Raw genomic sequence first — 17581 nt, forward strand, 5'->3', positions numbered from 1 at the left:
GCGAAAGGGGTGCGAAGCGCCCCCCTGTCAGTGCCGTGACTCGATTTTGCGGGGGCTGCTTTACAGCCCTTTCGCGACACAAGGCCGCTCCTATACGCGCCCCGTGCCAGCGCCCGATCACCCTGATTTCGGACAAGTCATTGAGAAATGATGACTTTTTCTCGCGCAGAGGTTGTATCTTGGCCCCAGACCGGTACAATGGCGCGGCTCGCTGCTTGGCGAGCCGCGTAGTGGTGGCCCCATCGGTCCCCCCGCATTGATTACCCGTTAACCTGGTCAGGCCCGGAAGGGAGCAGCCATAGCGGGAACATCGAGTGCCGGGGTGTGGCTGGTGGGGCCGCCTCCATTTCCGGGGTCGGAAAGTTGCATTCGGCCTGCGCATTACCTTTCCCATCTTGTGATCACTGGTTACAGCTGTCGCCTGATCCCGGTGCCGACAACGATCACGATCAACGAAAACCCCGCTCCCAGGCAGAAAGGCAGCAGCGCTTGCCAAGCTGATTCACTCCTGGCTTTGCGTAGGGTTTTTTCCAGCTTCAAGGTCAAGATGAAAGGGCTCGCGAATTCCCTGGGTGGAACGGCACATCGTTCGCTTCGGATGATGTTGTAGTCTCGGTGGCCTTGAATCCCCGGTAGCGACAGTCGGCTGGCGCTGAAGCGCAAGTGAGCGTGTAGCGCCTGGCAGGCACGTGCCACAGCAGCTTCAGCGCCTGTGAGATTGAGCGCCGCCTGTGCGACGCTCTGCGGCTGATGGCCTCAAAGGTTGTATTTCTCATCAATACGGCGTTTGTCGAGCGCATAGCGCTTGATGTCGATCGCTTCAGTCTCCAACTGGGCATCCAACTCGTCCATGTCGCGTTTTTTCAGCGCTGCGATATGGGCCTTTGTGGCTTGATAGTTGATCATCTCTGCAGCGTCATGCCCGCTGACGGGGTCCCAGAGGATGGAGAGCGGCCAGCACAGCAGGTTCACCACGCCAAAGCCGTAGGCGCGGCCGTAGAACGACCCGCCACCTGGAAGCAGGCCGAGGCCGGCGGCAAGCCCGGGTTTTTTCTCTTCTACCGAGAGGTTTCTGGCGCGGTAGCCAGCGAGTTCCGACTCTTGGACCGAATTGAGGCCGGTGGCACAGCCAGTGGTCAGCGCTATCAATGCGGCGGCGGTCAGAGTTCGAGCGGTGGACATGCAACTTTCCTTAGTGTGGATACGGTTTTCGCCCGCCGCAGGGCGTCGGGGCGCGTAACTTTACACTGAGTGATGGCACATTGATATTTAGTCGCCGCTGGCAGGTCGGGATTGACTGTCAGGCGGTCGTTAGCCAATTCAGCTCAAGGCTGGACCACCGAAAACTCCCCCGAATACTCCGTTGCCCCATACCGCCGCACAATCCGTTCGATCTCCCCCGACTGCCTCATGCGCACCAGGGCCCGCAAGATGCCTTGGGTTGGTATCGCCGGGTCGTTCCTCACCATGCACCCCAGCGCCTGTTCCTCCAGCACCGCCTGCACCTGCAGCCGCTGCCCGGCAGGCAAACCCTGGTTGAACCACTGCAGCGAAAGCTCATTGCTCACCGCATGCCGATACCGCCCGATCTGCAGCTTCTGCAGTGCCAATTGCTGGCTACGGCTGTCCTCGCGCTGCAGGCACCCTTGGGCAAACAACGGCTCCAGCGTGCCGTAGGCATACCCCAGCACCGTACCGATTGCCTGGGGCGGCAGTTGTTCGGGGTCGATAGGGGTATCGTCATCAGGTCGCCCGACCAGTACATCACGCTGCAGAAGTAACGGAATGCTCCAGACAAAATTCCCTGGCCGATCATTGAACCACTGGCTGCTGACATAGCAGCGTACATCGATATCGCCAGCATCCATCGCCTGTTGCAGGCGCAGGCGGGCCATCACGTGGTATTCCGGTCGCACGCCGGCTTCCCGGGCCAGCGCCTGCAGAAGATCAAAGACCAGGCCTTCCACCGGCTGGCCGCCTTCGACCCGCACCAGCGGCATGCTCCAGCTCTCGGCCACGGAAAAGCGCAGCACCGGTTGATCCGCCAGGCTGTGGGTGCACCAGAGCAATAGCAGGGCCAGCAGTCGTCGCAATGCACATCCTCCTTGAACAGCGCGCCAGTTGCTTAGCTTAGACGAACTGTGCAGGGTGCAATTTTGCCCCCGCTCCGCTAGCATTAGCGATCTTCCGCTCGATCAGGCTGCGATGGTTTTTCGATGAGTTATCAGGTTCTTGCACGTAAATGGCGTCCGCGCTCGTTCCGCGAAATGGTCGGCCAGACCCATGTGCTCAAGGCCTTGATCAATGCCTTGGACAACCAGCGCCTGCACCACGCCTACCTGTTTACCGGTACGCGGGGGGTGGGCAAGACTACCATTGCGCGAATCATCGCCAAATGCCTCAACTGCGAAACCGGCATTACCTCCACGCCTTGTGGAGTCTGCTCGGTGTGCAGGGAGATCGACGAAGGCCGTTTCGTCGACCTGATCGAGATCGACGCCGCCAGCCGCACCAAGGTCGAAGACACCCGCGAGCTGCTCGATAACGTGCAGTACGCGCCGAGCCGTGGGCGCTTCAAGGTCTACCTGATCGACGAAGTGCACATGCTCTCCACCCACTCGTTCAACGCCTTGCTCAAGACGCTTGAAGAGCCGCCGCCCTACGTCAAGTTCATCCTCGCCACCACCGACCCGCAGAAGCTGCCGGCCACCATCCTGTCGCGCTGCCTGCAGTTCTCGCTCAAGAACATGAGCCCGGAGCGGGTGGTCGAGCACCTGAGCCACGTGCTGCAGGCCGAAAACGTGCCGTTCGAGGCGGATGCCCTGTGGCTGCTCGGCCGTGCTGCCGATGGTTCGATGCGTGACGCCATGAGCCTCACCGATCAGGCCATCGCCTTCGGTGAGGGCAAGGTACTGGCAGCCGATGTGCGCGCCATGCTTGGCAGCCTCGATCATGGCCAGGTCTATGGCGTGCTGCAGGCGCTGCTCGAAGGGGATGCGCGGGCGCTGCTCGAAGCCGTGCGCAACCTTGCCGAGCAGGGGCCGGACTGGAGCGGGGTGCTGGCCGAGATGCTCAACGTGCTGCACCGCGTGGCCATCGCCCAGGCGCTGCCCGAGGCGGTGGACAATGGCCAGGGCGATCGCGACCGGGTGCTGGCACTGGCGTCGGCGTTGCCGGCCGAAGACGTGCAGTTCTACTACCAGATGGGCCTGATCGGCCGTCGCGACCTGCCGTTGGCGCCGGACCCGCGGGGCGGTTTCGAAATGGTCTTGCTGCGCATGCTGGCGTTCCGGCCGGCGGATACCGACGATGCGCCGAAGCCGGTGCTAAAGCCAGTGGGGATCAGCCAGGCCACAGCTGATCCGGCAACCCCGGTGGCAGCGCCAGCCGTTGCTGTCGAGGCGCCTGCGGTTGCGGTGTCGCAGCCTGCGCCAGTGGCACCTGCTGCAGAGGTTGAGGCCGCACCGGTTGTGGCTCCGGCTCCGGCGCCTGAGCCAGCACCTGAACCTGAACCTGAAGTTGCCGCACCTGAGCCGGCGGTTGTGGAAGAGGTCATCGACCTGCCTTGGGAGGAGCCTGCTGCCGCGCCTGCGCCCGAGCCAGTAGCAGCCCCAGCACCGATTGCAGCCTCGCATGACCCCCAGCCAGCTTACGACGAGCCGCCCTTCGACCCGTCGGCCTACGCTTCGGCTGGCATGGACCGCGACGACGAGCCGCCAATGGACGAGGACTACTACGGTGGCGAAAGCGACCCGGCAGGCTTCAGCTACCTCGATGAGCTGGCAGAACACGTTCAGGAAGAACCCCAGGCCGCAACGCCCGAACCGCTGCCGGCTGCTCAACCGGCGACCGGCCTGGCCCTGCAATGGCTGGAGTTGTTCCCACAGTTGCCTGTGTCCGGCATGACAGGCAACATCGCTGCAAACTGTACGCTGATGGCTGCCGACGGTGACGATTGGCTGCTGCACCTGGACCCAGGCCAGGGCGCGCTGTTCAACAGCACCCAGCAACGCCGGCTGAACGAGGCGCTCAACCAGCACCTGGGGCGTACCCTGAACCTGCGGATCGAACTGATTCGCCCCGAACAGGAAACCCCGGCCCAGGCAGCGTCGCGCAAGCGCGCCGAGCGCCAGCAGGACGCCGTGCACTCGATCGAACAGGATCCGTTGATCCAGCAGATGATCAAGCTGTTCGGTGCCACGGTACGACAGGATACTATTGAGCCTGTAGAAGCCCTGGTCAGCCAGGGCCAGTAATCACAACCATGCGGCCGGCCCCTCGTCGTGCCGCATCATATGACCCAATCGAGGTATACCCCCATGATGAAAGGTGGCATGGCCGGCCTGATGAAGCAGGCCCAGCAGATGCAGGAAAAGATGCAAAAGATGCAGGAAGAGCTGGCCAACGCCGAAGTCACCGGCCAGTCCGGTGGCGGCCTGGTGAGCGTGGTGATGACCGGTCGTCACGACGTCAAGCGTGTCAGCATCGACCAGAGCCTGATGTCGACCGATGAAGACGACAAGGAAGTGCTGGAAGACCTGATCGCCGCTGCGCTGAACGACGCCGTGCGCAAGATCGAGCAGAACAGCCAGGACAAGATGGGCAACATGACTGCCGGCATGCAGCTGCCGCCGGGCTTCAAGATGCCGTTCTGATCCGCTTTCAGCTTCACAGGGGGAGTAACGGCCTGGCGGTCGTTGCTCCCTTGTTCATTCTGTTTTCCAAGACTTGCAGGCCTGTCTACATGAGCTTCAGCCCCCTGATCCGCCAACTGATCGACGCCCTGCGCACCCTCCCGGGCGTCGGCCAGAAAACCGCCCAGCGCATGGCCTTGCAGCTGCTTGAACGTGACCGCAGTGGCGGCCTGCGCCTGGCTCAGGCGCTGAGCCAGGCCATGGAGGGGGTAGGGCATTGCCGCCAGTGCCGGACCCTGACCGAGCAGGCGCTGTGCCCGCAGTGCAGTGACCCGCGCCGTGATGACACGCAGCTGTGCGTGGTGGAAGGGCCGATGGATGTGTATGCGGTGGAGCAGACCGGCTATCGCGGGCGTTACTTTGTGCTCAAGGGGCACTTGTCGCCGCTCGATGGCCTGGGGCCTGAAGCAATTGGCGTGCCGCAGCTGATGGCGCGGATCGAAGAGCAAGGCAGCTTCACTGAAGTGATCCTGGCGACCAACCCGACCGTGGAGGGTGAGGCCACGGCGCATTACATCGCCCAGTTGCTGAACGAGAAAGGGCTGGTGGCGTCGCGCATCGCCCATGGCGTGCCGCTGGGTGGGGAGCTGGAACTGGTCGATGGCGGCACCCTGGCCCATGCCTTTGCCGGGCGCAAGCCGATCTCGCTGTAAATCGCTGGGGCTATTCGCAGGCAAGCCCGCCGCACATGAACACTGTGGGGGCGGGCTTGCCCGCGAATGGGCCGCACAGCGGCCCCAAACAGCAACTCAGTATTCGCTCAGGGAAAACTCGGTCAGGCAGAAGGTCGGTACCCCGGCCGCCTGCAGTCGGCGCGAGCCGTCCAGCTCTGGCAGGTCGATGATCGCTGCCGCTTCGAATACCTGTGCACCGGTGCGGCGCACCAGGTTGGCTGCGGCCAGCAGGGTGCCGCCGGTGGCAATCAGGTCATCGAAGATCAGTACCGAATCACCTTCGCACAGGCTGTCGGCATGCACTTCCAGGAAGGCTTCGCCGTATTCGGTCTGGTAGGCCTCGCTCAACACGTCAGCCGGCAGCTTGCCTTGCTTGCGGAACAGGATCAGCGGCTTGTTCAGCTGGTGGGCGATGATCGAGCCGATCAGGAAACCCCGTGCGTCCATGGCGCCGATGTGGCTGAACTCAGCCTCGACGTAACGCTCGATGAACTGGTCGGCCACGTAGCGCAGCCCGCGCGGCGACTGGAACAGCGGGGTGATGTCGCGGAAGATCACGCCGGGCTTGGGGAAGTCCACTACCGGGCGGATCAGGGCTTTGAGGTCGAAGGCGTCGCTGTGCATTGTTGCGGGTATCCTGGGAAAACGAATGCCCAAGTATACCCGCTAAACGCCAATTTCAGGCTTCGATTGCACCGCCGGCCAGCGCGCACAGCTGGATCGGGTCGAGGATATGCACTTCCTTGCCTTCGGCGCGGATCAGGCCGTTCTGCTGGAAGCGGGTGAAGACTCGCGACACGGTTTCCACCGCCAGCCCCAGGTAGTTGCCGATCTCGTTGCGCGACATGCTCAGGCGGAACTGGTTGGCCGAGTAGCCGCGGGCGCGGAAGCGTGCGGACAGGTTGACCAGGAAGGTGGCAATGCGTTCGTCGGCGGTTTTCTTCGACAGCAGCAGCATCATCTGCTGATCGTCACGAATTTCGCGGCTCATCACCCGCATCAGCTGGCGGCGCAGCTGTGGCAGCTGAACGGAGAGCTCATCGAGGCGCTCGAAGGGAATTTCACAGACCGAAGTGGTTTCCTGGGCCTGGGCCGACACCGGGTAGGCCTCGGTGTCCATGCCGGACAGGCCGACCAGCTCGCTGGGCAGGTGGAAGCCGGTGATCTGTTCTTCGCCGCTGTCGCTCAGGCTGAAGGTCTTGAGGGCGCCGGAACGAACGGCGTAAACCGAGCCGAAATTGTCACCCTGGCGGAACAGGAACTCGCCTTTCTTCAGTGGGCGCCCGCGCTTGACGATTTCATCCAGTGCATCCATGTCTTCCAGGTTGAGCGAAAGAGGCAGGCACAGGGGGGCCAGGCTGCAGTCCTTGCAGTGGGCCTGGTTATGAGGGCGCAGTTTGACTGGCTCGGACATTTGAATCGATCCTTGTGGGAAAGCACACATAAGTCGTAAGGGTAACCCACGACACAGGGTGTAGGCCAGTTGCGCGTTGGTGGTGCGCGCTGGCGATACCCCGGCAGGTTACCTGCCGGGAGTCCATGTGTGCCCATAGTGTGCCTGGCCAGGAGGCTTGTCCATGCGGTTGATCGGCTCGCCGTTCAGATCACCCGGGAAAAACGCTGGCGGTTTTGCATCGCCAGGTAGGCGTCGAACACCATGCACACCGAGCGCGCCAGCAGGCGCCCGGCTGGCAGGATGCGTATGCCCTTGTCGTCGAGGCTGATCAGGCCGTCACGTTGCATGCTCTGCAGTTCTGGCCACAGACCGTTGAAATATCCACGGAAATCGATGGTGAACGCCTCCTCGATCGGCTCGAAGTCCAGTTCGAAATGGCAGATCAGCTGTTGGATCACGGCCCGCCGCAGGCGGTCGTCGTGGTTGCAGAGCAGCCCGCGCTGGGTCGCCAGTTGGGCGTTGGACAGGGCGTCCTGATAGGTATTGAGGTCGCTGCTGTTCTGGCAGTACAGGTCGCCGATCTGGCTGATCGCCGAAACCCCCAGGCCAATGAGGTCGCAGTGGCCGTGGGTGGTGTAGCCCTGGAAGTTGCGCTGCAGGGTGCCTTCTTCCTGGGCGATTGCCAGCTCGTCGTCGGGCAGGGCGAAGTGGTCCATGCCGATGTAGCGGTAGCCGGCGGCGGTCAGTTGCTCGATGGTGTTGTGCAGCATCTCCAGCTTCACCGCCGGGGCCGGCAGGTCGTTGCTGTCGATGCGCCGCTGCGGCATGAAGCGCTCGGGCAGGTGGGCGTAGTTGAACACCGAGAGCCGATCCGGTTGCAGGCGAATCACCTCGTCGACGGTTCGGGCAAAACCTTCCACGGTCTGTTTGGGCAGGCCGTAGATCAGGTCGAGGTTGACCGAGCGGAACTGCAAGGTGCGTGCGGCCTCGATCAGGGTGCGGGTCTGCTCCAGGCTCTGCAGGCGGTTGACCGCGCGTTGTACAGCCGGGTCGAGGTCCTGCACGCCGAGGCTGACGCGGTTGAAGCCCAGTTCGCGGAGCAGGCCCATGGTCGACCAGTCGGCTTCGCGGGGGTCGATCTCGATGCCGTAGTCCCCGGAATCGTCATCCAGCAGGTTGAAGTGCTGGCGCAGGGTGGCCATCAGCTGGCGCAGTTCCACATGGCTGAGGAAGGTCGGCGTGCCACCGCCAAAGTGCAGCTGTTCAACGCGCTGTTTAGGGTCCAGGTGGCAGGCGATCAGCTGGATCTCCTGCTCCAGGCGCTGCAGGTAAGGTGCCGCGCGGCCGCGGTCCTTGGTGATGACCTTGTTGCAGGCGCAGTAGTAGCAGATGTTGGCGCAGAACGGTACGTGCACATACAGCGACAGTGGGCGCACGGCCCGGCGGCTCTCGCGCAGGGCGTGGAGCAGGTCGAACGAGCCTACCTCGCTGTGCAGTTGCACGGCGGTCGGGTAGGAGGTGTAGCGTGGGCCGGCGAGATCGTAGCGGCGGATCAGGTCGGCATCCCAACGTAGGTCGTCGAGCATGTGGGCGGTCCCCGGATAATGCAGCAGTGTCCGGAGTCTATGGCCGTCTGTAGGAAACTGTGTTGATTTGTATCAAGGCTGACAGGAGCTGCTTTGCAGCCCATTGGCGGGCCAAGCCCGCTCTCACAGGGCCACCACAGGCCTCACGGCGTGTGCCGTCCCTGTGGGCGCGGGCTTGCCCGCGAATGGGCCGCGACACGGCCCATCAGTGGCCCATGAGCCAGTGCTGGTGAGGGCCAGGCAACGTCCAGATTCCAAACAGGATCACCAGTACACCACCGGCCATGCGCACACTGCGCCGCCTCAACACGGCGTTTACCCGCTCCGCCGCCAGCCCTGTGGCCAGCAATATCGGCCAGGTCCCCAGCCCGAATGCCAGCATCAACGCAGCACTGTAGCCAGCGTTGCCCTGGCTGGCCGCCCACAACAAGGTGCTGTACACCAGGCCGCACGGCAGCCAGCCCCACAGCGCGCCCAGCAGCAGTGCGCGGGGTAGGCTGGACACCGGCATCAGGCGGGAGGCGGCTGGCTGGATGTGCCGCCAAAGCCCTCGGCCCAGTGCTTCGATGCGGGTCAGCCCGCTCCACCAGCCGGCCAGGTACAGGCCCATGGCGATCAGCAACAATGCTGCCACCACGCGCAAGGCCATGGCTGCCGGGCTGCTGGCCACTGCCCAGCCAGCCAGGCCCAGCAGCAGGCCGGCGCAGGCATAGCTGAGGATGCGCCCCAGGTTGTATGCCACCAGCAGGCGCAGGCGCCGCCCGCGTTGTTCTGGGGGGATGGCCAGGGTCAGCGCGCCCATCAGGCCACCGCACATGCCCAGGCAGTGGCCACCACCGAGCAGGCCGAGGACCAGTGCCGAGCCGATCAGGGGAAGCAGGTCAGGCACGGGGTGGTGCTTCCTTGTCGCCTGGCGCTGTGGTTTCGTCAGGTTTGACCGCCGCCTGATGGCGCGGGTCCTGATCATCGAACAGGATGCTGTGGGCCGGCCCTTCGAGGTCGTCGTACTGGCCGCTGTCCACCGCCCAGAAGAAGATGTACACGGCCACGCCAACCAGCAGCAGGGCGGCTGGGATCATCACATAGAGCGCGGGCATGGCGACTTCCTTCCGTTAGCTGCTGTGTCGTTCGCAGGCAGCCCCGCTGCCGCCGGCGGGTTAGCCAGCCGGGTCAGGCGCAGGGCATTGAGCACCACGATCAGTGAACTGACCGACATGCCGATGGCCGCCCACACCGGGGTAATCCAGCCAAGCGCGGCGAACGGCAACATGAGGCCATTATACAGGGTTGCCCAGAGCAGGTTCTCGAGGATGTTGCGGCGGGTGCGGCGGGCCAGGTCAAAGGCCTCGACCAGTGCTTGCAGGCGGTTGGATAACAGCACCGCGTCGGCGCTGGTCTTGGCCAGGTCGGTGGCGCTGCCCATGGCGATGCTGATGTCGGCGGCGGCCAGCACCGGCACGTCGTTGACCCCGTCACCAAGCATCAGCACCTTGCGCCCCGACGCCTGAAGCGCCTTGAGCCGGTCCAGCTTGTCGTCCGGGCGCAGCCCTCCAATGGCCTGGTCGATGCCCAGTTGCGCGGCCACCTCGGCGACCATTGGCGAACTGTCGCCGGACAGCAGCAGCGTACGCCAGCCGCGTGCCTGGCAAGCGGCGAGCAGGGCCGGGGCATCTTCGCGCAGGCGATCATCGAGGCCGAACCAGGCCATTGGGCCCTGGCGGTCGCCCAGCAGCAACCATTGGCCGCGAGGTTCTGGCACGCTGGGGATTTCGGCGCCACTGAGCGCACAGACGAAGGTGGCCTGGCCGATGCGCAGTGGCTGGCCGTCGACCTTGCCCTCGAGCCCGAGCCCCGGCACTGTCTGGACCTCGTCGGCGGGGCTGGCGGTACGGCCAAAGGCACGGGCGATCGGGTGTTCTGAGCGGTTCTCGAGGGCAGCGGCGAGGGCCAGGCAGCGGTCGGCAGGCAGCGCCGCCAGAGGGCGGATGTTGCGCAGGGTCAGGCGGCCTTCGGTGAGGGTGCCGGTCTTGTCGAAGATCACCGTGTCGATCTGGTTGAGGCCCTCCAGCACGTGGCCGCGGGTCACCAGCAGGCCCAGCTTGTGCAGGGTGCCAGTGGCAGCGGTGAGCGCGGTCGGGGTGGCCAGGGACAAGGCGCATGGGCAGGTTGCCACCAGCATGGCCAGGACGATCCAGAATGCCCGCGCCGGGTCCAGGTACCACCACCACAGGCCGATGGCCAGGGCGGCCAGCAGCGAGAACAGCAGGAAATACTGCGAGGCGCGGTCGGCGATTTCCGCCAGCCGTGGTTTTTCTGTCTGCGCGCGTTCAAGCAGGCGGACAATGGCTGAAAGGCGCGAGTCATGGCCGAGGGCTTCGACTTCCACGTTCAGCGTGCTCTCGACGTTCAGCGTGCCGCCAGTGACGCGCTCGCCGGCCCGGCGCGGTTGTGGCAAGTACTCGCCCGTCAGCAGCGATTCGTCGACGCTGGAGCGGCCTTCGACGATGCGCCCGTCGGCAGGGATCACCGCGCCAGGCAGCACTTGCACGGTATCGCCACGCTGCAGCTCGCCGAGCAGGATGCGTTCGGCCCGGCCGAGGCTGTCCAGGCGCAGGCATGAGGCGGGTAGCAGGTTGACCAGCTGCGCGGTGGCGGCGGCGGTACGTTCACGGGCGCGGCGCTCGAGGTAGCGGCCGGTGAGGAGGAACAGGGCAAACATGCCGACGGTATCGAAGTACAGCTCGCCGCTGCCGGTCACGGCCGTCCAGATGCCCGCGCCGAAAGCCAGGCCAATGGCCAGCGACACTGAGACGTCCATGGTCAGGTGGCGGGTGCGCAGGTCGCGCGCGGCACCCTTGAAGAACGGTGCGCAGCTGTAGAACACGATGGGAATGGTCAGAAACAGCGCGACCCAGCGCAGGATGGTGTGCATCTCTGGCGACAGGTCGATGTTGAATTCCGGCCAGGTGGCCATGGTCGCCATCATCGCCTGGAACCACAGCAGCCCGGCCACGCCCAGGCGGCGCAGGGCGCTGCGGTTCTCCCGGGCGAGCTGCTCGGCGGCCTGGTCGGGCTGGTAGGGGTGGGCGGCATAGCCGATCTGGCGCAGCTCGGCGAGCAGCCGCGACAGCGGTAGCTGGTGGTCGTCCCAGTTGAGCTGGAGGCGATGGTTGGACAGGTTCAGGCGGGCTTCGGCGACGCCTGGCAGGTTGCGCAGGTGTTTTTCGATCAGCCAGCCGCAGGCAGCGCAGCTGATGCCCTCGACCAGCAGGGTGGTCTCGGCGAGTTCGCCGGCATGGCGGACGAAGTGCTGCTGTACATCGCTGCGGTCGTAAAGGGCCAGTTCGTCCTGCAGTTGCTTGGGCAGCGCTTCGGGGTTGATGCTGCTGTCGCTGCGGTGCTGGTAATAGTGCGCAAGGCCGCCGGCGACGATGGACTCGGCCACCGCCTGGCAGCCCGGGCAGCAAAACTGCCGGGGTTCGCCGAGGACCACGGCAGTGAAGCGGCTGCCGGCGGGGACGGGCAGGGCGCAGTGGTAGCAGGGGGTGGGTTGGGTCATTACATCATGGCCTTACACAAATCGTCTGCATGACGCGCATCCTTGTAGGAGCGGCCTTGTGTCGCGAAAGGGCTGCATGGCAGCCCCGGCAATCTTTGCGGCTAAGCTTAAATCCTGGGGCCGCTCCGCGCCCCGTTCGCGACGCAAGGCCGCTGCTACAGGTGCTCGGCGCCCTGGATGGCTTCATCGCCCAGTTGCAACGTGACGCCATGCTCGACCTTCTCTTCCTCGAACAACCGCCACACATGTTCGTCCTGGCTGCCGAGCAGCTCCACGAACCGGCGCCCGTCGACCTTGTCTTCCAGCTGCCCGACATAACGCCCGGCCTCGACCCGGCTGAGCAGCACCTTGCGGTCCTTATCTGGCTGGGTCGGCGAAATCAGGTTCAGTTCCAGGTTCTGTGGGTCACTGTTGCCGTTCAGGCGCACGTCCACTTCGCCGGTCAACTCATCCAGGTGCACGCTGGCCTTGAGATTGAGGGTCTGGGCCAGCAGTTCACGGTCCAGCGAGCGGTTGATGCCTTTGCCAGCCTCGTAATAGTTGTCGTTGACCAGGTTGTCCGGGTTGTTTACGGCAATGCTGACCATGGTCAGGCTCAGGCACACCGAGGCGGTCAGGATGCCGATGATGATCCAGGGCCAGAGGTGCTTGTACCAAGGGCTGGCGGCGGTGGCGGCAGGCATTGTCAGTGTTCTCTCTGTCAGCGGATCTGTGGGCCGATGAAGCGGCTCTTGGCTTCAACCTTGGCAGCGCTGTCGTCGGCGCTCTTGAGGATGAAGGTGATTTCGTTGGTGGTCGAGGGCAGCTTCTCGGGGGCGATCGACAGTTGCACCGGCAGGCTGACGATATCGCCGGCGGCCACGCGGATTTCACGCTGGCCTTCCAGGCGCAGGTCGGGCAGGCCGGCGGCGTCCAGCACGTAGACGTGGTCGCGCTGGTCCTTGTTCATGACCTTGAGGCTGTACACGTTTTCGATCCGGCCCTGGGCGTTCTCGCGGTACAGCACGCGGTCCTTGCTGACGTCGAAGCCCACCAGCGAGCGGGTGGCGAAGGCCGTACCCAAGGCGACGATCATCACCAGCAGCACCGCGGCATAGCCGATCAGGCGTGGGCGCAGCATATGGGTCTTCTGCCCCGAGAGGTTGTGTTCGGTGGTGTAGCTGATCAGCCCTTTGGGGTAGTTCATCTTTTCCATGATGCTGTCACAGGCATCGATGCACGCCGCACAGCCAATGCATTCGATCTGCAAGCCGTCGCGGATGTCGATGCCGGTGGGGCATACCTGAACGCACATGGTGCAATCGATGCAGTCGCCCAGGCCCTTGGCCTTGTAGTCGACGTCTTTTTTGCGCGGGCCGCGGGTTTCGCCACGGCGCGGGTCGTAGGAAACGATCAGGGTGTCCTTGTCGAACATCACGCTCTGGAAGCGCGCGTAGGGGCACATGTACACGCACACCTGCTCGCGCAGCCAGCCGGCGTTGCCATAGGTGGCCAGGGTGAAGAAGCCGACCCAGAAGTAGGCCCAGCCGTCGGCATCGCCTGTGAAGAATTCAGTGAGCAGTTCGCGGATGGGCGAGAAGTAGCCAACGAAGGTCATGCCGGTGACGAAGCCGATCAGCAGCCACAGGCTGTGCTTGGCGAACTTGCGCAGGCATTTGTTGCCGCTCATGGGGGAGCGGTCGAGCTTCATGCGCTGGTTGCGGTCACCCTCGGTGACTTTTTCGCACCACATGAAGATCCACGTCCACACGCTTTGCGGGCAGGTGTAGCCGCACCACACGCGGCCAGCGTAGACGGTGACGAAGAACAGGCCGAAGGCGGCGACGATGAGGATGCCCGAGAGCAGGATGAAGTCCTGGGGCCAGATGGTGGCGCCGAAGATGTAGAACTTGCGCTCGGGCAGGTTCCACCACACGGCCTGGTGCCCGCCCCAGTTCAGCCACACGGTGCCAAAGTAGAGCAGGAACAGCACCGCGCCGCCGACCATCCGCAGCCTGCGGAAGATGCCGGTGAAGGCGCGGGTGTAGATTTTTTCGCGGGAGGCGTAGAGATCGACGGAATCCTTCCCTTTGTTGGCAGGCGGGGTGACGTCATGTACCGGAATTTGCTTGCTCATCATCAAGTCCCACGGCAGTGGAGAAACGCCGCGGCCAGTGCGTGCCGGCCGCAGTCTCGCGCATTCTGCTAGCGCTCTGCGGTCCATGATACGCCGCTGATGGCGGTATGGGATCGCGCTGCGACTTTTAGTCGCGTTGGGTTCGTGGCATGAATCGTGTTATGGCGGGTGTCAATTGATCCAGGTCATCTTGTGTAGCTTTTGCCAGGCTCATCGCGGATGAATCCGCCCCTACAGGGCCCGTGTAACCCTTGTAGGAGCGGATTCATCCGCGAGAGGCCAGGCCTGCCTTACTCGGCCTGCTGGGCCGCCTCCGGCTGGTGCGACAGGCTGTACACATAAGCGGCCAGCAAGTGCACCTTGTCATTACCCTGCAGCTGCTCCTGGGCTGGCATCTGCCCTTGGCGGCCATAGCGAATGGTCTGCTGCAGCTGGGCAAAGCTCGAACCGTAGATGAACGCCTGCGGGTGGGTCAGGTTTGGCGCACCCATGGCTGGGGTGCCCTTGCCCTCAGGCCCGTGGCAAGCCACGCAGTTGGCGGCGAACAGCTTCTGACCGTTCTCGGCATCGGCCTTGGCGCCTTCTGGCAGGCTGCGCCCATCGAGCTTGCTGGTGACGAATGCGGCGACATCGGCCACGCCCTGTTCGCCGAGCACGTCACCCCAGGCTGGCATCACGCCATGGCGCCCGCCCATGATGGTGGTCTTGATGGTTTCCGGCTCGCCGCCCCAGCGCCAGTCCTGGTCGGTCAGGTTGGGGAAGCCGTAGGCGCCCTTGGCGTCGGAACCGTGGCAGACCGAGCAGTTCGAAGCGAACAGGCGTGCGCCCATCTTCAGCGCCTGGGGGTCCTTGGCCACTTCCTCGAGCGGCATGGCGGCGTACTTGGCAAAGATCGGCCCGAAGCGCGCGTTGGCCTTGGCCATTTCCTTTTCCCACTCGTGCACGCCGGTCCAGCCCGGCTGGCCGTTGGAGAACTCGGTCTGCTTGTCGTTATCCAGGTACGAGTAGCCCGGCAACATGCCTTTCCAGTTGCCCAGGCCTGGGTACAGCATCAGGTAGCCAAGGGCGAAGATGATGGTGCCGACGAACAGCCAGAACCACCATTTGGGCAGTGGGTTGTCGTATTCCTCGATGCCATCGAAGGCATGCCCGACGGTTTCGTCGGTGACCTCTTCGCGCTGGCCCTTGCGGGTCGACAGCAGCAGCCAGGTCAGCGAGAAGATGGTGCCCAGGGTCAGGACGGTAACGTACAGACTCCAGAAGGTTGTCATTGTTGTTTGCTCCCAGAAGCTTTTGCTTGCTCGACGTGCTTGCTGGCCCCGGGATCATCCGCAAAGGGCAGCTGGGTCGCTTCGTCGAAGTCCTTCTTGCGCCGTGGGTTGAACACCCACAGCGCCAGGCCCACGAAGGCCACCATCACCACGACGGTGCCCAGACCGCGAATCATCCCGATATCCATTAGCGTCACCGTTTGCTTTTGATGATGGTGCCAAGACCCTGCAGGTACGCGACCAGGGCGTCCATTTCGGTCTTGCCCTTGACCGCGTCGCGGGCGCCGGCGATGTCTGCATCGGTGTACGGCGTGCCCAGGGTACGCAGCACTTCGAGCTTCTTGGCGGTGTCCTTGCCGTCGAGCTTGTTCTCGACCAGCCACGGGTAGGACGGCATCTTCGATTCCGGTACCACGTTGCGCGGGTTGTACAGGTGCGCGCGGTGCCAGTCGTCCGAGTAGCGGCCGCCAACGCGGGCCAGGTCAGGCCCGGTGCGCTTGGAGCCCCACAGGAACGGGTGGTCCCAGACGCTTTCGCCAGCGACCGAGTAGTGGCCGTAGCGCTCGGTTTCGGCGCGGAACGGGCGGATCATCTGCGAGTGGCAACCGACGCAGCCTTCACGGATGTAGATGTCGCGGCCTTCGACTTCCAGCGCGGTGCGCGGCTTCATGCCTTCGACCGGTTTGTTGGTGACGTCCTGGAAAAACAGTGGGACGATCTGGGTCAGGCCACCGACGCTCACGGCGATGACCATGAAGAAGGCCAGCAGGCCTATGTTCTTCTCGACGGCTTCATGCTTCATCAGTGCGCTCCCACGACGACGATCTTGGCGGCTTCCTCAGCCTGTACCGGGTTGGCGGCACGTACGGTACGGAATACGTTGTAGGCCATCAGCAGCATGCCGGAGGCGAAGAACGCACCGCCCAGGGCGCGGACGATATAGCCAGGGTGGCTGGCCTGCAGAGCTTCGACGAAGGAGTAGGTGAGCGTGCCGTCATCGTTGATGGCGCGCCACATCAGGCCCTGGGTAATGCCGTTGACCCACATCGAGGCGATGTACAGCACGGTGCCGATGGTCGCCAGCCAGAAGTGCGCGTTGATCAGGCCGACACTGTGCATCTGCTCGCGGCCGTAGAGTTTCGGGATCATGTGGTAGACCGCGCCGATGGAGATCATCGCCACCCAGCCGAGGGCGCCGGCATGTACGTGGCCGATGGTCCAGTCGGTGTAGTGCGACAGCGAGTTCACAGTCTTGATGGCCATCATCGGGCCTTCGAAGGTGGACATGCCATAGAACGCCAGCGACACCACCAGGAAGCGCAGGATCGGGTCGGTGCGCAGTTTGTGCCAGGCGCCCGAGAGGGTCATCATGCCGTTGATCATGCCGCCCCAGCTCGGTGCCAGGAGGATGATCGACATCACCATGCCCAGCGACTGCGCCCAATCCGGCAGGGCGGTGTAGTGCAGGTGGTGGGGGCCTGCCCAGATGTACAGTGTAATCAGCGCCCAGAAGTGGACGATCGACAGGCGATAGGAGTAGATCGGCCGCTCGGCCTGCTTGGGCACGAAGTAGTACATCATCCCCAGGAAGCCTGTGGTGAGGAAGAAGCCCACTGCGTTGTGGCCGTACCACCACTGGATCATCGCGTCGGTGGCACCGGCATAGGCCGAGTACGACTTGAACAGGCTGACCGGCAGCGAGATGTGGTTGACGATGTGCAGCATCGCGGTGACCACGATGAAGGCACCGTAGAACCAGTTGCCGACATAGATGTGCTTGGTCTTGCGCTTGACGATGGTGCCGAAGAACACCAACCCGTAGGTGACCCAGACAATGGCCAGCAGGATCGCCAGCGGCCACTCGAGCTCAGCGTATTCCTTGGTGGTGGTGAAGCCCATCGGCAGGGTGATCAGCGCGCCGACGATCACCGCCTGCCAGCCCCAGAAGGTGAAGGCGGCCATGCTGTCGGAGATCAGCCGGGTCTGGCAGGTCCGCTGCACCACGTAGTAGCTGGTGCCGAACAGCGCACAGCCACCGAAGGCGAAGATGACCAGGTTGGTGTGCAGCGGGCGCAGGCGGCCGAAGCTGGTCCAGGGCAGGTCCAGGTTCAGTTGCGGCCACACCAGCTGCGAGGCGATGAAGACGCCCAGGCCCATGCCAAGGATCCCCCAGACCACCGTCATGATGGCGAACTGGCGGACGACCTTATAGTTATAAGCAGTCGGACTGATTGCTGTGCTCATTCTAAGGTTCCACGGTTTTGGTGTTCTTGTTGGTCGAAAAA

17 protein-coding genes and 1 other RNA gene are annotated in these 17581 nt (G+C 63.8%); 4 read left to right on the forward strand and 14 right to left on the reverse strand.

Features of this window, described 5'->3' with window-relative positions:
- The first annotated feature begins 240 nt into the window (after positions 1–240).
- Positions 241–337, forward strand: an RNA gene (ffs, locus tag H040_RS25610) — signal recognition particle sRNA small type.
- Between the two features lie 419 nt (positions 338–756).
- Here the strand turns inward: ffs and H040_RS25615 are convergent.
- Together H040_RS25615 and H040_RS25620 are read right to left on the reverse strand one after the other, a co-directional pair.
- Complete coding sequence (locus H040_RS25615; protein ID WP_027921263.1) at positions 757–1182, reverse strand: hypothetical protein; 426 nt, start codon at positions 1180–1182, stop codon at positions 757–759.
- A 143-nt stretch (positions 1183–1325) separates the two neighbouring features.
- On the reverse strand, positions 1326–2093 hold the full coding sequence (locus H040_RS25620; protein WP_027921264.1) for a substrate-binding periplasmic protein: 768 nt from the start codon (positions 2091–2093) through the stop codon (positions 1326–1328).
- A 123-nt stretch (positions 2094–2216) separates the two neighbouring features.
- Between H040_RS25620 and dnaX the strand changes: the two genes are divergently transcribed.
- From dnaX to recR, 3 genes are all read left to right on the forward strand, one after another.
- Positions 2217–4256, forward strand: a complete 2040-nt coding sequence (gene dnaX / locus H040_RS25625) for a DNA polymerase III subunit gamma/tau (RefSeq protein WP_027921265.1) — start codon at positions 2217–2219, stop codon at positions 4254–4256.
- A gap of 63 nt (positions 4257–4319) precedes the next feature.
- A complete protein-coding gene (locus tag H040_RS25630) occupies positions 4320–4655 on the forward strand; it encodes a YbaB/EbfC family nucleoid-associated protein (protein ID WP_027921266.1) in 336 nt (111 codons plus the stop codon).
- A gap of 89 nt (positions 4656–4744) precedes the next feature.
- Positions 4745–5347 (forward strand): recombination mediator RecR, encoded by a 603-nt coding sequence (gene recR, locus H040_RS25635; RefSeq protein WP_027921267.1) that lies wholly within the window; start codon positions 4745–4747, stop codon positions 5345–5347.
- Between the two features lie 96 nt (positions 5348–5443).
- Here the strand turns inward: recR and H040_RS25640 are convergent, their stop codons facing one another.
- From H040_RS25640 to ccoN, 12 genes are all read right to left on the reverse strand, one after another.
- Complete coding sequence (locus H040_RS25640) at positions 5444–5992, reverse strand: adenine phosphoribosyltransferase (RefSeq protein ID WP_027921268.1); 549 nt, start codon at positions 5990–5992, stop codon at positions 5444–5446.
- 55 nt (positions 5993–6047) lie between these two features.
- Positions 6048–6782, reverse strand: a complete 735-nt coding sequence (gene fnrA / locus H040_RS25645) for a Crp/Fnr family transcriptional regulator FnrA (protein WP_016711709.1) — start codon at positions 6780–6782, stop codon at positions 6048–6050.
- A 185-nt stretch (positions 6783–6967) separates the two neighbouring features.
- Positions 6968–8350: an oxygen-independent coproporphyrinogen III oxidase gene (hemN, locus tag H040_RS25650; RefSeq protein WP_027921269.1), complete on the reverse strand. Its 1383-nt coding sequence runs from the start codon at positions 8348–8350 to the stop codon at positions 6968–6970.
- A gap of 205 nt (positions 8351–8555) precedes the next feature.
- Complete coding sequence (locus H040_RS25660) at positions 8556–9239, reverse strand: sulfite exporter TauE/SafE family protein (protein ID WP_027921270.1); 684 nt, start codon at positions 9237–9239, stop codon at positions 8556–8558.
- Complete coding sequence (ccoS, locus tag H040_RS25665) at positions 9232–9447, reverse strand: cbb3-type cytochrome oxidase assembly protein CcoS (protein ID WP_027921271.1); 216 nt, start codon at positions 9445–9447, stop codon at positions 9232–9234. Before ccoS ends, H040_RS25660 begins: the two co-directional genes overlap by 8 nt.
- Positions 9429–11909, reverse strand: coding sequence for a heavy metal translocating P-type ATPase (locus tag H040_RS25670; RefSeq protein ID WP_027921272.1), 2481 nt, complete (start codon positions 11907–11909; stop codon positions 9429–9431). The genes ccoS and H040_RS25670 overlap by 19 nt, the downstream gene beginning before the upstream one ends.
- A 155-nt stretch (positions 11910–12064) precedes the next feature.
- Positions 12065–12592, reverse strand: a complete 528-nt coding sequence (locus H040_RS25675) for a FixH family protein (protein ID WP_027921273.1) — start codon at positions 12590–12592, stop codon at positions 12065–12067.
- 17 nt (positions 12593–12609) lie between these two features.
- Positions 12610–14025: a cytochrome c oxidase accessory protein CcoG gene (gene ccoG, locus H040_RS25680; protein ID WP_027921274.1), complete on the reverse strand. Its 1416-nt coding sequence runs from the start codon at positions 14023–14025 to the stop codon at positions 12610–12612.
- A 290-nt stretch (positions 14026–14315) separates the two neighbouring features.
- Entirely contained in the window at positions 14316–15296 is a 981-nt protein-coding gene (gene ccoP, locus H040_RS25685; RefSeq protein WP_027921275.1) for a cytochrome-c oxidase, cbb3-type subunit III, read from the reverse strand.
- The gene (locus tag H040_RS25690; protein WP_027921276.1) at positions 15293–15484 is read right to left on the reverse strand and encodes a CcoQ/FixQ family Cbb3-type cytochrome c oxidase assembly chaperone; all 192 of its coding nucleotides are present in this window, start codon (positions 15482–15484) and stop codon (positions 15293–15295) included. Before H040_RS25690 ends, ccoP begins: the two co-directional genes overlap by 4 nt.
- Positions 15485–15489: 5 nt before the next feature.
- Positions 15490–16098: a cytochrome-c oxidase, cbb3-type subunit II gene (gene ccoO, locus H040_RS25695; RefSeq protein WP_027921277.1), complete on the reverse strand. Its 609-nt coding sequence runs from the start codon at positions 16096–16098 to the stop codon at positions 15490–15492.
- The gene (ccoN, locus tag H040_RS25700; RefSeq protein WP_027921278.1) at positions 16098–17540 is read right to left on the reverse strand and encodes a cytochrome-c oxidase, cbb3-type subunit I; all 1443 of its coding nucleotides are present in this window, start codon (positions 17538–17540) and stop codon (positions 16098–16100) included. The genes ccoO and ccoN overlap by 1 nt, the downstream gene beginning before the upstream one ends.
- Positions 17541–17581 lie beyond the last annotated feature (41 nt).

The sequence above is a fragment of the Pseudomonas sp. URMO17WK12:I7 genome, from assembly GCF_003269045.1.
GTDB lineage: Bacteria > Pseudomonadota > Gammaproteobacteria > Pseudomonadales > Pseudomonadaceae > Aquipseudomonas > Aquipseudomonas putida_J.

Excerpts from the sequence above, each read along its gene's own strand:
- ccoO (WP_027921277.1), bottom strand. The coding sequence starts at position 16,098 with ATGAAGCATGAAGCCGTCGAGAAGAACATAGGCCTGCTGGCCTTCTTC.
- recR (WP_027921267.1), top strand. The coding sequence starts at position 4,745 with ATGAGCTTCAGCCCCCTGATCCGCCAACTGATCGACGCCCTGCGCACC.
- fnrA (WP_016711709.1), bottom strand. The coding sequence starts at position 6,782 with ATGTCCGAGCCAGTCAAACTGCGCCCTCATAACCAGGCCCACTGCAAG.
- H040_RS25690 (WP_027921276.1), bottom strand. The coding sequence starts at position 15,484 with ATGGATATCGGGATGATTCGCGGTCTGGGCACCGTCGTGGTGATGGTG.
- H040_RS25670 (WP_027921272.1), bottom strand. The coding sequence starts at position 11,909 with ATGACCCAACCCACCCCCTGCTACCACTGCGCCCTGCCCGTCCCCGCC.
- H040_RS25675 (WP_027921273.1), bottom strand. The coding sequence starts at position 12,592 with ATGCCTGCCGCCACCGCCGCCAGCCCTTGGTACAAGCACCTCTGGCCC.
- dnaX (WP_027921265.1), top strand. The coding sequence starts at position 2,217 with ATGAGTTATCAGGTTCTTGCACGTAAATGGCGTCCGCGCTCGTTCCGC.
- ccoG (WP_027921274.1), bottom strand. The coding sequence starts at position 14,025 with ATGAGCAAGCAAATTCCGGTACATGACGTCACCCCGCCTGCCAACAAA.
- H040_RS25630 (WP_027921266.1), top strand. The coding sequence starts at position 4,320 with ATGATGAAAGGTGGCATGGCCGGCCTGATGAAGCAGGCCCAGCAGATG.
- H040_RS25640 (WP_027921268.1), bottom strand. The coding sequence starts at position 5,992 with ATGCACAGCGACGCCTTCGACCTCAAAGCCCTGATCCGCCCGGTAGTG.
- hemN (WP_027921269.1), bottom strand. The coding sequence starts at position 8,350 with ATGCTCGACGACCTACGTTGGGATGCCGACCTGATCCGCCGCTACGAT.
- H040_RS25615 (WP_027921263.1), bottom strand. The coding sequence starts at position 1,182 with ATGTCCACCGCTCGAACTCTGACCGCCGCCGCATTGATAGCGCTGACC.
- ccoN (WP_027921278.1), bottom strand. The coding sequence starts at position 17,540 with ATGAGCACAGCAATCAGTCCGACTGCTTATAACTATAAGGTCGTCCGC.
- ccoP (WP_027921275.1), bottom strand. The coding sequence starts at position 15,296 with ATGACAACCTTCTGGAGTCTGTACGTTACCGTCCTGACCCTGGGCACC.
- ccoS (WP_027921271.1), bottom strand. The coding sequence starts at position 9,447 with ATGCCCGCGCTCTATGTGATGATCCCAGCCGCCCTGCTGCTGGTTGGC.